The following is a 17,097-nucleotide window of genomic DNA, read 5'->3' as shown; positions in this document are numbered from 1 at the left end:
TTTAATATATCCGTTAAAAAGATGTCTTAACATAGACTATGACTAACTTTTCGTTTTTAAATGGTAAATTTAAATCAGAAATGATACAATATTCGTTTAATTGCCAAATACCCTATCTACTTCATAATACTATTTTTAAAACTATGGTATAGTAGATTGGATTTTTATCATAGCAACTTTTACGAAAACTTATCATATAGTTTTCGTTCATATACAATGCAAATTGATTGTAACCACAATAGTTTTTATGATTTTTATGGCCGAATAACTAAAGTACTACATGTATTATATAGGTTTTGACATAGGAAGTTCATCTGTGAAAGCAGCATTAATCAATGCTGAAAGTGGTAAAAGTATTGCTTCAATACATGAACCAAAAAAAGAGATGGAAATTATCTCGGTAAATAAAGATTGGGCAGAACAGAACCCGGATTTCTGGTGGGATAATGTTTGTATAGCCAGTAAACGATTGTTAAGAGAAAATGCTGTTTCTCCAGACTCAATTCTGGGGATAGGAATATCATATCAAATGCATGGTCTTGTTTTGGTAGATATCAATGGAAATATATTAAGAAATGCAATTATTTGGTGCGATAGCAGAGCAGTCAGTATCGGAAACAAGGCCTTTAAAGAATTAGGAGAAGAAAAGTGTAAGAACCATCTTCTTAACTCTCCTGCAAATTTTACAGCCTCCAAATTAAAGTGGGTAAGGGATAATGAACCAGATATCTACAGTAAGATTCATAAATTTATGTTGCCAGGGGATTATATTGCTTATAAGTTTTCTGGTAGTATCAATACAACGAAATCAGGATTGTCTGAAGGGATTTTATGGGATTATAAAAAACAAGAACCTGCCACATGGGTATTAGAACATTATGATATCGATACAAGCCTTATTCCAAATATCGTTGACACCTTTTCTAACCAAGGAGAACTTCATGGGAAAGGAGCTGAAGAAAGTGGTTTAAAAATAGGAACTCCTATTTTTTATCGGTCAGGAGATCAGCCGAATAATGCACTCTCATTAAATGTCTTTAATCCTGGAGAAGTCGCACTAACAGGCGGTACTTCTGGTGTAATTTATGCAGTAACGGATAATCTATCCGGAAAAGAACCAGTGAAGTATAATAACTTTGTTCACGTTAATTATAGCAAAGAAAAACCAATAATCGGCAAACTATTATGTATTAATGGATCTGGTATTCAGTATCGATGGTTAAAAGACAACCTTACTTCAGAAATGAATTCGTATGAAGCAATGAATACCCTTGCTTCAAAAGTTCCGGTAGGGGCGAACGACCTACAAGTAATACCGTTTGGTAATGGCGCCGAGAGAATGTTTGAAAATAAAACAATCGGAACTCAAATATGTAATATCAACTTAAACAAACATACCCAATCTCACATATATAGAGCAGCCCTAGAGGGAATCGCATTTTCCTTTGTATACGGTATGGAGATATTAAAAAAAAACGGCGCAAACATACAAGTGTTAAGAGCTGGGAACGACAATTTATTCCGATCCGAACTATTTTCTAGTACTATATCTACACTAATTGATCAGGAAATTGAAATCTATAATACCACCGGTGCGGTTGGGGCGGCAAGAGCTGCAGGATGGACACAAGGTAGGTTTAAGGATATTGGACGAATGATAATGGAAAATGATAAAGTGATGACATATAATCCACTACCAAATAAGGATGACTACAAGAAGGCATATCAAAAGTGGAAAAACGAACTTAATAGAATTTTAATAGATAAAAAATGATGGTACTAGGAAACCAAGAATACTTTAAAGGAATAGGTAAAATTAAATTTGAAGGTAAAAAGTCGGACAACCCGTTAGCTTTTAAATATTATGATCCAGAAAAGCTTGTTGCCGGAAAAACGTTAAGAGAGCATTTTAAATTTGCTATTGCATATTGGCATACCTTCTGCGGTCAAGGTGCTGATCCGTTTGGTTGGGGAACCCAAAACTTTGCCTGGGACAAATCTTCAGATCCAATTCAGGCAGCCAAAGATAAAGCAGACGCAGCATTCGAGTTTATTAGCAAAATGGGGTTTGATTACTTCTGTTTTCATGATTTTGACCTAGTACAAGAAGGACCAACACTATTAGAGTCAGAGAAAAGGTTAGCAACAATTGTCGATTATGTAAAAGACAAAAAAAAGGAATCTGGAATTAAGTTGTTATGGGGGACCTCAAATTGCTTCTCTAATCCAAGATATATGAATGGTGCTGCTACCAACCCTGATTTTAATGTGTTAGCCAGAGCAGGGGCACAAGTTAAATTAGCACTAGATGCTACGATGGCACTAGATGGAGAAAATTACGTGTTTTGGGGCGGTCGAGAAGGGTATATGTCATTGCTTAACACGGATATGAAGAGAGAATTAAATCATTTGGCTCAGTTTTTAACAATGGCTAGAGATTATGCAAGAACACAAGGGTTTAAAGGAACATTTTTTATAGAACCGAAACCAATGGAACCCACAAAGCATCAGTATGATTTTGATACGGCTACTGCTATAGGATTTTTACGAGAATATGGTTTGGAAAAAGATTTTAAAATCAATATTGAAGTAAATCACGCAACACTAGCACAGCATACATTTCAGCATGAATTAGAGGTGGCTGCAGGCGCCGGAATGTTAGGAAGTATAGATGCAAATAGAGGAGATTATCAAAATGGATGGGATACAGATCAATTTCCTAATAATATTTTAGAAGTCACAGAAGCCATGTTAGTTTTTCTTAACGCAGGAGGGCTTCAGGGAGGAGGCGTTAATTTTGATGCAAAAATAAGAAGAAATTCTACCGACATAGAAGATGTGTTTTTAGCTCATATCGGAGGTGCAGATGTTTTTGCAAGGGCTTTAATAACAGCGGATAAAATTATTACATCATCTCCATATAAGATGTTGAGAAAAGATAGATATAGCTCATTTGATAAAGGAAAAGGGAAAGAATTTGAAAATGGAGCATTACAATTAAAAGACTTATACGAAATAGCATCAGAAAACGGTGAGCTTTCCTTGCAAAGTGGAAAACAGGAGTTATTTGAGAATATTGTTAACCAATATATTTAATCGCCTTACAGATCATTCTAGCACGATCAAATAACACGGTTTTCAAAAATACTATTTGTGATAAAAAACACCCAAAATGATTGATAAATATGAACATACCGATTGTGTTGCTGTTGTGCTTAGAAATTATAAGGGGACTACATTAACAGTAACCAATTTTGGAGCATCTGTCGTAAGCTTGGAGATGCTTGATAAAAGAGGAGCATTTGTTAATGTTATAGTTGGTTTGGATACTATTGAAACATATAGAGAAATCGCATATCATCCAAGTGCCAAATTCTTGGGTGCTTCGATAGGAAGATACGCAGGTAGGATTAGTAAAGGAAGCTTTGATCTCAATGATCAAAATTATCCGGTGTATCAAAAAAACGGAGTTCATTTACACGGGGGATTAGAAGGATTTGATAAAAAAATTTGGAGAGTTGACTCTATTAATGAAGACACAAATACTGTTGTTTTTTCGTATAACAGCAAGCATAAGGAAGAAGGGTATCCAGGAAATTTAGAAGTAAAAGCGATTTATGAGTTGTCGGAAGACAATGCCCTAACAATTACCTACAAAGCTATTTCAGATCAAAACACCTTTGTTAATCTTACCAATCACAGTTATTTCAACCTTAATGGTTCTGGCAGTATTTTGGATCATAAATTATTCTTGGATTGCTCAGGATATTTAGAAGTTGATACGAAAAAATTACCGACAGGAAAGATAAATTCAGTGACAGCAACCGCATATGATTTCTTAAACTCTAAAAGTTTACAATCTTTATCAAGCTTTGGTCTTATAGACGATACGCTAATTTATAATACTAAAAATGGAAAGGCCGTGGATAGTATCAGAGCTAAACTAGTGGCGCCAACTAGTGGTTTACAGATGGAAATAAAAACAAATCAACCTGCAGTAGTCATATATACTCCAGAATATTTCCCAAACTGGGGTTTTAAAAATCAGGTTAGATATGATCGTTTTCCTGGTATTTGTTTTGAAAACCAGAATTACCCCGACGCGCCTCATCATAATCATTTTCCGCCTTCTTTACTAAAAGCAGGAGGAGCATATGAGAATAAAAGTGTTTTTCAGTTTTCAACTATTTAAAAATTGGTAAAATTATAACCCCCTTTCTCCTGCCCTACTATTGAAGACGCCTTGTAGATTCTCTTTCAATCAGGTTCGTTTTTATTACTTTAGTCGTATAAGAGGTTTCTATGTTTTCATGTTCAATCTTATCAATTAGAATTTTTGCTGCAGCTTCTCCCATATATATACTATGTTGACTTACTGTAGTAATAGAAGGTGTTACATGACGAGGAAGGACACCATTAGTGAAGCCTATTATAGAAACATCCTGTGGTACCCGATACCCTTTAGATAAAACCAATTTTAAGGTGCTGATAGCAGAATCTTCTTCAAGACATAATATAGCATCAACTTTTTTTGTATCGAGCACTATTTTTAGCAAAGTATTGATGTCATTAAATTCATCTACCTTCAGTATCAAGTCTTCGTCAATTAATATACCCGCTTCTGTTAGGGCTTTTTTATAACCTTTTAGCCTTAATTTGCCTACACTAAGTTGATGTATGTTAGAAACAATAGCAATATTTTTACAACCTGTTTTAATGAAATAATTGATGGCATTAAATGCACCTTCCTCGTCATTTACAATAACTTTATCACATTCTATCTCATCAGTAATCCTGTCAATCATAATGATTGGAATACCTTGACTGATAGCGTTCTGAAAATGACTAAAATCTTTTTTAATTTGTGTCTCTTCAGCAATTGATAAAATGAATCCATCTAAATCAGCATTTTTTAGCAGTTCCATGGCAGTTACTTCTTTTTCACGAGATTCATTAGATATACACGTTATAATGTTATATCCTTTTTCTGTTGCTATCTTTTCGATACCAACAAAAACCTTGGTAAAGAAATGATTAAGCATATTGGGAATAATAACTCCTATCGTTTTGGTGTTTTTATGTTTTTGGTTCGAATAAACACTATGATGAGACTTATATTGGAGTTCTTTAGCATATTCCTGAATCATAGATTTGGTGCTTTTGCTAATTTCATAACTATCATTAAGCGCTTTCGAAACAGTCGCAATGGAAACATTGAATTTTTTTGCAATGTCTTTTAATGTTATTTTCTTTTTTTTCATACCAAGTAGTAAAGACAGTTTTGATTAAATAAAAATTAATCTCGCCGTATTTTGAGAAATAAAAATTTTGTATGCGGTTTTAATGAGTTATTTGTAAAAAACAAGTAAATATATCTTCCTTGTAAAGTAATCTTAATATTTTAATCTGCAAGGCCATAAAATTCTAATTGCAACAAAATTTGTAAAGATTGCTTCAAATATTTTAGCACTGATTTTTTTTGAGATAGCAAGGAATAGATGTGTACCTCATTTTCCTAAGATTATTCTAAAAGAATAAGATTCTTAAAAAGAAGAACATTTAAAAACTGCATAACATCACAAATACTTTGCTGATTTTTAGTCAGTTATATACCTACGAAACTTTTCGTAGAATCTTACTTAAAAAGCTTAAAATTAACGACTGTTTTGTTTTAGAGTTATAATTTTGAGCTTAACACAAATTTTTAACATAATTTATTGAGTATTCATAATCAAATATTATTGTTAATAATTGACAATGAATTTTGGAATTATTCTAACTAAACACACGTAATTATGAGAACATTAGTAAGCATTTCAGTATTTTGTTTATTTTTATTTACAAGCTGCTCCGATGATCTGAATTCTGACAATCTTCCACAAACGTTAGAGCTCGAACAAAAATCAATAGATAGTAACGGTTATATTAGTGACAACCGAACCGATGGAACGAACAAGAGTTATTTTTGGACCATTTATAAAGAAGGAGGATGGGGTAAATTGACATTTCCTTATGCTAACCAATATGGCGGTAACTTCGAGATCGAATACAAAAACAACAAAGATATTGTTGGCGGTAAGGGATGGTCAACGGGAAATGGAAGAAGAATAAACTACAACATCGGATTGCTTCAGGGGTCTTATAATTTTGTGGGTGTATATGGTTGGACAAGAACGCCTCTTATAGAATATTATGTGGTAGAAAGAGGGAGTATTACTGGTCAAAATCAAAATAATGATTATAGGGTTAACGGAAAGAATTACAAATTTAAAAAACAATTGAGATCTAACGCCCCTTCTATTTTAGGTACTAGAACATTTTACCAGTACATCAGTGAACATGGCAATGCTTCAACCGGTTCTAATCAACAAATTTATATGCAGGCACATATTAATCATTGGAATAAGTATGGAGGACATAGACCTGAATGGAATAATCTAAGAAATTTTGATTATCAGGTTTTCGGTATTGAATCCTATACCGGTAATTGGGGAAAAATGAATGCAACTGTATGGTAAATGATATAGACAGAACAAATACTTATAAGGCCGAATTAATGTATCGGCCTTATGTTTTTACTGAATTTATTGAGCATTGCAGATCGTGGATCGAAAGGAGCATTAAATTTTGATTTAGTAATGAAAAGAATGTTGTTTTATATTTTTTCTGGATTCTTAATTATTTGTTACTCCTGTGCTAAAGAAGAAACGAAAAAAGTTATCAATGATAATCTAGTACTCATCAAAGGAGGAACTTTTGTAAATAAGCAATCCAAACTATATGGGAAAAATGCTTATGTAAAGGATTTTTATATAGCTAAAAATGAAGTTACGCAGAAACAATGGGTACGGATTATGGGAAGTAATCCATCCAGATTTAAAGGGGATAATTTACCCGTTGAGATGGTAAGCTGGTATGATTGCGTAGAGTTTTGTATCAAAAAAAGCATCAAAGATGGTTTGATACCGTATTATAAAATGTATAAAGATTCTATCGATGAGTTTAATAATGCTGAGTTTGATAGTATCAAATGGCTAGTTATGAGAAATCCCAAAGCAAATGGCTATCGTTTACCCACAGAGATCGAATGGGAGTATGTGGCAGGAGGTGGTCAGTCAAGCAATAGTCATTCTTATAGCGGAAGTAATACTATTGATGAAATAGCTTGGTACTGGAGAAATAGTGGAGATACTATTTTAAAGGAGCGATGGGATTATAGTCTCTTAGAAAAAAATAAATGTAGAACAAACTCCGTATGTACTAAAAAACCCAATGAACTTGGTATATATGATCTCACAGGAAATGTTAGAGAGTGGTGTGATGATTGGTATGAAGATGAAGGGATACCTCGTGGACATTTTCGTTCACAAAGAGGTGGTGGATGGATAGGTCTCGAAATATATTGTAAAAATAATGATAGAGCTTATTTTGAAGCTAGCGGTGTTGGTCCTGATCAAGGGTTTCGTATTTGCCGAAACAAAAGTTAATTTCCTAATTGCTAGTCAGTAGTAAATAAAGATAAAATAATAAGTTCTATGCGACTGCTTTACCACTATATAACTAAGTTATACAACACAAAGAAAATACTTTTGTTATTAAAGAGCTAGCCTTCATTATGCATCAAAATTTATAGGATTCGCTTCAAATTTTCCATTTAATTGAGGCACCAGGTAATAGTTTTGATTTTAATAAAATTTTAAGTAAAAATAAAGCAATTTGTTAAACTGTATTTAAGAAAATTATTGATCATACAACGGGCAATTCGAATGGTCTAATACAAGTTGATAAAAAAGTAGTCATTTAGCATCAGATAATCGGAAGTAAAGAATTAACGCGAATCATATAAATAACCAAAGCAATTTATGGAATCAGTCTTAGAACAATTAGATTGGGTAGTACTAGGTGTTTACTTTTTAGCACTTATTGGAGTAGCAGTATGGGTAATTTTACAAAAAAATAAAGATACAGCAGATTATTTTTTAGCAGGGCGTAATGTAGGCTGGTTTGTTATAGGAGCATCTATATTTGCATCTAATATAGGATCCGAGCATGTAGTAGGATTGGCAGGTACCGGAGCAGAATCAGGAATGCCCATGGCTCATTATGAATTACACGCTTGGATTGTATTGTTGTTAGGGTGGTTGTTTTTGCCATTTTATATGAGAAGTAAGGTGTTTACGATGCCAGAGTTTTTAGAAAAAAGATTTGACAGCAAATCACGATGGTTTTTATCTGTTTTCTCATTGGCGGGATATGTTATCACAAAGGTTTCTGTAACGATATACGCAGGAGGGATTGTTGTTTCAGAATTATTGGGCATACCTTTTTGGTATGGGGCTATAGGGATTGTTATTTTTACTGGGGCATATACCATTGTAGGTGGTATGAAGGCCGTGATCTATACAGAAACTTTGCAGACGGTTGTATTGATTTTGGGGTCTATCATTATTACGTATCTAGGTTTGCAAGAAGTAGGTGGTTGGGAAAACTTAAAGGCTACGGCAGGATCTGATCATTTTAATATGTGGAGACCAATGTCTGACCCAGAGTTTCCTTGGACAGGTTTACTGTTTGGCGGAACTATCGTTGGTGTCTGGTATTGGTGTACGGATCAGTATATTGTTCAGCGCACATTAGCAGCAAACAATATAAAAATAGGAAGACGTGGAGCTATTTTTGGAGCATACCTTAAGATATTACCAATTTTTATTTTTTTGATCCCAGGGATTATAGCTTTTGCTTTAGCAAAACAAGGAGTTTTGTCTTATGAGAAAGCAGATGAGGTATTTCCTGTTTTAGTAAAGACGTTATTGCCAACAGGGCTTAAAGGATTAGTCGCGGGTGGTCTAATGGCTGCATTAATGAGCTCCTTGGCATCCGTGTTTAATTCTTGTTCAACCATATTTACGATAGATATATATAAAAAATTAAAACCAAACACACCAGAAAAAAAATTGTTAAATATTGGTAGAGTAGCAACAGCACTAGTGGTTGTTTTAGGAATCATATGGATTCCTATAATGGATAAAATAGGAGGAGGAGTTTTATATAAATATTTGCAAAGTGTGCAATCATACATAGCACCCCCAATTACAGCTGTGTTTATTTTAGGAATCATTTGGAAAAGAGTAAACTCAAAAGCAGCAATCGTCACATTGTTTTCTGGTCTCTTGGTAGCGGCATTAAGAATAACCTCAGAAATCACAAAAGATAGTTTAACAGGTTTTGCTTATGAGTTTGCAACCATCAACTTTGCCCATATGGCTATCTTTATGTTTGTATTTTCTGTGATTGTTTGTGTGGTTACTAGTTTGGTTACCACAGCACCAGATTATGCCACAATCAAAGGTCTCGCATTTGGAACATTATCATTAGAACAAAAACAAGAAACGAAGAACAGTTATACACTAATTGACATTGTTTTATCAGTATTATTAGTGATCGTTGTGGTTATTGTCTTAACATATTTTACAGGGTGATAGTGTGCTAGTGTAAATCTTGCTTCTTATATTTATAGGGTTAATGAGGGTCAGTGGACCGTAACTAAAGATACTGCCTTTTATTATTAAGTAAAGGAATAAAAGCTTATGAATATAAAAAAAGTTATAGCATGCATGCTGTTCTGCTGCTATTATTTAAGCCATCTTTGGACACAAGAGATGACTAATGATTTCAATTTTGTAAATATAGAAGATGGTATTTCTAAAATAGCTGTTCCAGTAATTATTCAGGATCACGATGGTTTTATTTGGATAGGAACTAATGGAGCAGGTTTACATAGGTACGACGGAATTGAATATAAATCGTATAAGCATATATTAAGAGACACTACTTCATTAAGCAGTAGCTCTGTTTTCTGCTCATTTCTTGATAAAAAGAATAGACTTTGGGTTGGTACAGAAAATGGACTCGACCTTTATGATCGAGAATTGGATCGATTTAAAAGAATTGATATTGTTTCTCAACTAAAACACTATGATCAACCAGATATTACCGTAAATAGTATCATCGAGGATGGCACTGGAGATATTTTTATCGGCACATACGGAATAGGTCTTCTTAAGGTAGATTCAGAAACCTACAGTATAGAAGAGATCACTAATGTCGATACTAATGGTAACCGAACTTCGATAGATGTCCTCGATCTAAAATTAAACTCTGAAGGAAGAATATATGCAGCAACCAACTATGGGTTGAAAATATATGACCCTAATACAAATATATTAAGTCCTGCAGTTTTTGCAACAGAAAAAGGCCTGCAATCAGTACATACGCCAATTATAACTTTATTGATTGATAATAATAATAGTTTGTGGTTAGGAAGTACATCCAATGGAATATATAAAATTGACAAAGAAGTTAATGAAACCTTCAGTATTCAAAACTTTCCATTCACAACCAAGAGAATCTTTTCAATGATTTCTAATGCAGATGGATCTATACTCTTCGGTACAGAAAATGATGGTTTGTTTCATATTAAAGCAAATGGCGAACTTATAAAAAATTATCTTTTTGATAAAAACAATAAAAAAAGTATTCGATCAAATTCCATATGGTCTCTGTTTATGGATGATAATGAAAGGATATGGATAGGGTATTATAATAAAGGTATAGCGGTTTACGATAAGTTATATGATAAATTTAAAAATATTGAAAGTCTGGCCAGTAACCCCAATTCTTTAGAAGCAGGTTCTGTTACCGGCATTGTCCAAGATAAATCAGGCTTATTGTGGATTAGTACTGACGGAGGCGGAATAGATGTCTATGATCCGAACAATCATAAATTTATTCATATTAATAAAAAGAATACTAAAGATTTTTCAAATCTTACAGCATACGATATTCAAACGATTTTTATAGACAGCAAGGAAAACATTTGGGCCGGAAGCTGGAATGGTGGTGTTTTTTTGCTGAAAAAGGGAACAAAAAGATTCATTAATTATACGATAGAAAATACTGATGGTGAATTAGCTTCAAATAGTATATCAAGTTTTGCAGAGGATGCTGATGGTACTATTTGGATAGGGACATTTTTTAGCGGAGTCGTATCATATAATCCGTCAAAAGATAAATTTACTCACCATAAGTCCGAAGAGTTTTCTAGATTCAGCATTCATAACAGCGATGTCAGAAAGATTTTAATAGATTCTGAGAATAACCTATGGATAGGTTCTGCCAATGGATTGTATAAAGTAAGTAAGAAGAATAATGGTCAATTCTCTGTCATATTATTGAGAGAGAAAATGAACAGTATATATCAGAACCAAACCAATACAAATCATATACTTTCGATCTACGAAAGTGCAGATAAATCTATCTGGATTGGTACAAAAGGCGGAGGCTTATGTAGATACAATCCAGATACCTATAGCTTTGTTTGGTTCAATGAACTATATGAATTAGAAGATGTAAATGTATCAGCAATTATTGAAGACGAATCTCATAATATTTGGACAAGTGGGAATGCGGGGATTCATAAATTGGATCTTAAAAAAGGAATGGTCAAGGACTATAATATGAATGACGGCTTATTGTCAAATGACTTTAATTTTAATGCGGTATTTCGAGATAAAAAAGGAACGATATATTTCGGCAACTATGAAGGGATAGATTATTTTAACCCAAAAAATATAAAGACAAATAATAGCGCTACTAACTTATATCTGAGTGACTTTAAGTTGTTTAACAAAAAGGTATACCCCAATGAAGAAGGATCTCCTTTAAATAAAGTTATCTCAGAAACGGATAGTATTTCTTTGAATAATGAACAAACGGTCTTTACAATTGAATATACAGGTATCAATTATACCCGTCCAGAAAAAAATCAGTATGCCTATTATTTAGAAGGGTTAGAAGACTCTTGGAATTACGTAGAAAATACAAGAAGCGCCACTTACACCAATCTGGATCCCGGAAACTATACGTTTAAATTAAAAGTAGCCAATAATGATAGTAAATGGAACGAGACACCACTACATCTGCATATAAAAATTTTACCGCCCTGGTGGAAAACTAATTGGGCAATACTATCCTATGTTTTATTGTTTCTACTCGGTATTTATCTTCTAAACAAAATAACACAAAGTAGAATTAAAGAAAAACAACTAATAAAGTACGAAAGAGAACAAAGAACTCAAGAAGAAGCACTTCATAATAAAAAACTCCAGTTTTTTACCAACATATCTCATGAATTTAGAACTCCACTAACACTGATTATTAATCCTCTTGAAGACATACTGAAGAATGAGGGGTTAAACTTGCCAAAGGAAGTACACGAAAAACATTTAGTAATTCATAAAAATACCGATAGACTCTACAGGTTAATTAATGAGTTAATGGATTATAGAAAGCTTGAACTTAATAAATTAAATGTAAAAGTCAGAGAACTTGATATTGTCACCTTTGTTCGGGATGTAGTCAGCCATTTTATTCTGGAGGCTTCCAATAAAAAAATAGACCTTACAATAAACCATGATATTCCCGAACTAAAGGTATGGGTGGATATCGGGATGTTGGAGAAAATTATTTTTAATTTATTGTCCAATGCATTTAAAGTTACCCCCGAAGGAGGAAAAATTACCATTTCAATAAAAAAAGCCAAACAATCTCTTATCGAAGGTAAAAATGCTTTGTCTGAATCCTTTGAGATTAGTGTTTCTGATACAGGTCCTGGTCTTATGAAAGAACAATTGGATAAGATTTTTGAGCGATTTTATCAAGTAGACAATCTGAATAAGTGGTACTATGGCGGAACAGGAATCGGTTTGGAAGTTGTGAGAAGTTTTGTAGAACTACACCAAGGAAAAGTAAAAGTTGATAGCGTAGTTGATAAAGGCACAACATTTTCAGTGATATTACCATTGGGGAACGAACATTTTACCGAAAATGAGATTATGGTAAACAATAAAGACTCAGACATCCTTTTGAAAACAAAGTTTATAGGAAATGTTCACAATCAAAGTCTGGAAGATCAAATTGAAGAGGAACATAAAACCAATAGGTTATTAATTGTTGAAGACAATACAGAGTTACGAAACTATTTAAAAAAGGAATTAAGTAATAATTACAAAGTTTTTGAAGCCAAAAATGGTAGCGAAGGTCTTGAATTTGCCAAAAAAGAAGTGCCGGATATCATTATTACTGATGTAATGATGCCGGAAATGGATGGTTTTGAATTCTGCTCCAAGATTAAAAACGATATAAAAACTAGTCACATTCCAATTTTAATGCTTACTGCAAAAACGATGGCAGACGATCGAATAAAGGGAATCGAATCTGGAGCAGATGTGTATCTAAATAAGCCTTTTGATATGAGAGTGTTAAAATCCTATTTAACACAGATGCTTACCATAAGACAAATAGTATTCAATAAATATTTCAGTGATATTAGCGATGCGCGAATCAATGAGAATAATACATCGCTGGATAAAGAATTTATCCAAAAAGTACTGAATCATATTTATGAGAATTTGAGCGATCCAGATTTAAGTGTCGAATCATTATCCTCAGAACTACATCTTAGCAGAAGTCAATTTTATAGAAAAATAAAGACACTTACAGGACAAACAGCCAATCAATTCTTGAGGAACATAAGGTTGCAAAAAGCGAAAGAAATTTTAGAAACCGGAGCTACCAATATTAGTGAAGTCTGTTATAAGGTTGGGTTTTCTTCTCCATCCTATTTTACAAAGTGTTTTAAAACAAATTTTGGGATATTACCCACAGAGGTAACTACCAATGACTTTTAAGGTTTTTCATAAGCGAATTTTGAAGTGAGTTGAGTTTCCATAGTAGAATGAATTTTTACGCATTAATTTAACTTTCTAATGGCAAGTTGAAGATTACTTTATACCGCCAACAAATCTTTGTAACAACCGAAATACAATCAAGTAGTGAATAAGGTTGTGTATGTTTACTAAATTAAGACATTTTCAATTTACCATAGCAATAATTGCAGAAGTACTTGTAAAAGAAATCATTATATGCAAATATCATAATTGTATCATTTAATAGTCAAATTCGACTACCATTATTGTCGCTTCGACTGCCTAATATGTTGCAAAACCCCCGTATTTAGAGCCTATGCAACAAATATTCTATTATCTGCTTCATTCGTTGCATTCTTTTTTTAACCCTTCACATAAATTGTTAAAAAATTGTGAATTATCAATACGATATGAAAAAGCAATATTCAAAAATAAAGATTTTGGGAGAGCTATTTTTAATTATAATAGTACTTGGATTATTTGTTTTTATAATCGATTTGATATCATAAAAAGAACCTGCCTTAACTTATAATAATGATAAGAAAAGAATATATAAAATCAATAAAAAAACTTTTTAGAGTTAACCATTTCATAATCATTTCAATTATTCTACAATTAAATATTGGATGTACAAAAAAAAATGAAACTCCATATAAATTTAAGAATCCAGAACTGACCATTAGTGAGAGAACAAAGGATTTGATAAGTCATATGACACTTTCCGAAAAGGTATCACAAATGCGATATGATGCACCGGCAATTGAACGTTTAGGAATTCCAGCTTACAATTGGTGGAATGAATGCCTACATGGTGTAGCAAGAGCAGGAGAAGCTACTGTATTTCCGCAGGCTATTGGAATGGGTGCCACTTGGAATGCGCCATTATTATTTGATGTGGGGACAGTAATCTCTGATGAAGCAAGAGCAAAGCATCATCGTTTTATTAAGGAAAATAAAAGAGGAATATACCAGGGGCTCACTTTTTGGACTCCTAATATCAATATTTTTAGAGATCCCAGATGGGGAAGAGGTCAGGAAACGTACGGCGAAGATCCATATCTAACAGGAAGAATGGGAGTCAATTTTATAAAAGGATTACAAGGAGATGACCCTAAATATCTGAAAGTGGTTGCTACGGCGAAGCATTTTGCAGTACATAGCGGACCAGAAAAATCAAGACACGAAGACAATTATCACACATCAGATAAAGACTTAAGAGAGACATATTTACCAGCGTTTGAAGCTGCCATTAAAGAAGCTAATGTGCAATCTGTGATGTGTGCATACAATCGATATAGAGATGAAGCTTGTTGTGGAAGTAATTTATTGCTAAATAATATACTTCGAAAAGAGTGGGGGTTTGATGGTTATGTGGTTTCGGATTGTTGGGCAATCAACGATTTTTGGGAACCAAATAAGCATGAATTAGTCGAAACCCCTGCTGAGGCTTCAGCTTTGGCAGTCGATAGAGGTACTGATCTAAATTGTGGAGATGTTTTTGATCCAAATCTTAGTGATGCTGTTCTTAAAGGATTAGTAGATGAAGCCAAAGTTGATCAGGCATTATCCAGATTGATGGAAGCTAGATTTAAACTGGGTATGTTTGATCCTGAAGAAATGGTATCCTGGTCTAAAATACCATATGATGTCGTATGTAGCGACAAACATTATAAGTTATCTGAGAAAACAGCCAGAGAATCTATGGTTTTGTTAAAGAATGAAGGCAAGTTACTTCCTTTAAAAAAAGACTTGAAATCTATTGCAGTGATAGGGCCTAATGCAAATGCAAAACAGGTTTTATTAGGAAATTATCATGGAACTCCGCTTAATAATAGTACACCGCTAAAAGCAATCAAAGAAAAATTACCAAATACCAAAATACATTATGCTAAAGGGAGTCATATAGCAAAAGGATGGCCCTTATTACAGCCAATACCCGCTTCTGTATTGCGAAATGGGGATCAGATAGGTTTAAAAGGGGAATATTTTGATAATAAAGAGTGGAAAGGGGCACCAAAAGTAACCAGAATTGATAGTGTGGTTGATTTTATATGGGTTTCTAAAATGCCATTCAAAAATGCTACTTCAGATAATTTTTCCGTTAAGTGGATCGGAAAAATCGTTCCAGAAGAAAGTGGAGCTTATCGTATTGGTTTACGAGCTAGCAGTGCAGGTAAACTTTATGTAAATGATTCTCTAAGAGTAGATTTTAAGGATGATCATGAACCAAAAATGAAATACCTGGATATGGCGCTGGAAGCAGGAAAACCATATGACATCAAAATAAAGTATTACAACTATCACACGGATCCACAGGCACAGCTGCTATGGTCAAAACTAGATGAAGATCTTTTATCACCCGCAATAGAAGCTGCTAAAAATTCAGAAATAGTAGTCCTTTGTTTAGGATTATCACCTGATATCGAAGGAGAAGAAATGCCAGTGGTTTTAGAAGGTTTTGATAAAGGTGATCGATCAGAAATCTCTTTACCGCAATCTCAGCTTACCTTACTAAAAGAAATACACGCTACAGGGAAACCAATAGTGTTGGTATTAATGAACGGAAGTGCCCTTGCTATTAATTGGGCAGATGATAACGTTCCTGCAATTCTTGAAGCCTGGTATCCTGGAGAGTTTGGAGGAAGAGCAATTGCCGATGTCCTGTTTGGAGATTATAATCCGGCTGGTAGATTGCCTGTTACATTTTATAAGTCTGTCGAAGATCTTCCAGAATTTAAATCCTATGATATGACGAATCGAACGTATAAATATTTTAAAGGAGAGCCGTTGTATCAATTTGGACACGGATTATCATATACCAGCTTTACCTATTCGGATCTCGAAATACCAGCATCTACAAAAATAAATGAAAATATTCCCATCTCAGTGCAAATTACTAATACCGGAGATGTTAAAGGAGATGAGGTTGTTCAACTTTATCTGGCCCATAATAAAAAACAAAATGAAGATAACCCCAGACACTCCTTAATTGGGTTTAAAAGAATCAATCTGGAAGTTGGAGAAACAAAAATAGTAAGCTTTACAGTGACGCCAAAGCAATATGCTGTAATTAATTCAGATGGAGAAGAACAAACCAGACCAGGAGAAGTCCAACTGTATGTAGGAGGGAAACAACCCAATCAAAAAGAAGGAATACATACTGGTGTTGAACAAATTTTAACTAAAACGATTACACTTAATTAATTGAATAAAATGATAAAAAAAAAGAAGCTTTAACTAATCAATATATCTAAATAGTTGTTGTAAGGGACAAACAAGGGATACTAACAAAAGGAAAACAAAGTTGCTATAGGCACTTTTTAACTAAACT

General features: G+C 33.6%; 9 protein-coding genes. 8 read left to right on the top strand and 1 reads right to left on the bottom strand.

Features of this window, described 5'->3' with window-relative positions; all coding sequences use genetic code 11:
* The first annotated feature begins 280 nt into the window (after positions 1–280).
* The 3 genes from ACWGOQ_RS06360 (at position 281) to ACWGOQ_RS06350 (ending at position 4,192) form a co-directional block, all read left to right on the top strand.
* Complete coding sequence (locus tag ACWGOQ_RS06360; protein WP_452055967.1) at positions 281–1,774, top strand: xylulokinase; 1,494 nt, start codon at positions 281–283, stop codon at positions 1,772–1,774.
* A complete protein-coding gene (gene xylA / locus ACWGOQ_RS06355; RefSeq protein ID WP_452055968.1) occupies positions 1,771–3,096 on the top strand; it encodes a xylose isomerase in 1,326 nt (441 codons plus the stop codon). The genes ACWGOQ_RS06360 and xylA overlap by 4 nt, the downstream gene beginning before the upstream one ends.
* Before the next feature lie 76 nt (positions 3,097–3,172).
* A complete protein-coding gene (locus ACWGOQ_RS06350) occupies positions 3,173–4,192 on the top strand; it encodes an aldose epimerase family protein (protein ID WP_452055969.1) in 1,020 nt (339 codons plus the stop codon).
* A gap of 37 nt (positions 4,193–4,229) precedes the next feature.
* Here the strand turns inward: ACWGOQ_RS06350 and ACWGOQ_RS06345 are convergent, their stop codons facing one another.
* Complete coding sequence (locus ACWGOQ_RS06345; RefSeq protein ID WP_452055970.1) at positions 4,230–5,261, bottom strand: LacI family DNA-binding transcriptional regulator; 1,032 nt, start codon at positions 5,259–5,261, stop codon at positions 4,230–4,232.
* Between the two features lie 534 nt (positions 5,262–5,795).
* On the opposite strand from ACWGOQ_RS06345, the gene ACWGOQ_RS06340 reads away from it, so the two are divergent.
* From ACWGOQ_RS06340 to ACWGOQ_RS06320, 5 genes are all read left to right on the top strand, one after another.
* On the top strand, positions 5,796–6,518 hold the full coding sequence (locus tag ACWGOQ_RS06340) for a glycoside hydrolase family 11 protein (protein WP_452055971.1): 723 nt from the start codon (positions 5,796–5,798) through the stop codon (positions 6,516–6,518).
* 51 nt (positions 6,519–6,569) lie between these two features.
* Positions 6,570–7,487, top strand: a complete 918-nt coding sequence (locus ACWGOQ_RS06335; RefSeq protein WP_452055972.1) for a formylglycine-generating enzyme family protein — start codon at positions 6,570–6,572, stop codon at positions 7,485–7,487.
* Positions 7,488–7,862: 375 nt separating this feature from the next.
* Positions 7,863–9,479 carry a sodium:solute symporter gene (locus ACWGOQ_RS06330; protein ID WP_452055973.1) on the top strand — a complete coding sequence of 539 codons (1,617 nt, stop codon included), beginning with the start codon at positions 7,863–7,865 and terminating at the stop codon, positions 9,477–9,479.
* Between the two features lie 108 nt (positions 9,480–9,587).
* The gene (locus ACWGOQ_RS06325; protein ID WP_452055974.1) at positions 9,588–13,748 is read left to right on the top strand and encodes a hybrid sensor histidine kinase/response regulator transcription factor; all 4,161 of its coding nucleotides are present in this window, start codon (positions 9,588–9,590) and stop codon (positions 13,746–13,748) included.
* A 552-nt stretch (positions 13,749–14,300) separates the two neighbouring features.
* Entirely contained in the window at positions 14,301–16,970 is a 2,670-nt protein-coding gene (locus ACWGOQ_RS06320) for a glycoside hydrolase family 3 protein (protein WP_452055975.1), read from the top strand.
* Positions 16,971–17,097 lie beyond the last annotated feature (127 nt).

This window comes from Aquimarina ulvae (genome assembly GCF_053613295.3).
Note: the sequence above shows the minus strand (reverse complement) of the source record. Positions and strands in the feature narration are given on the sequence as shown.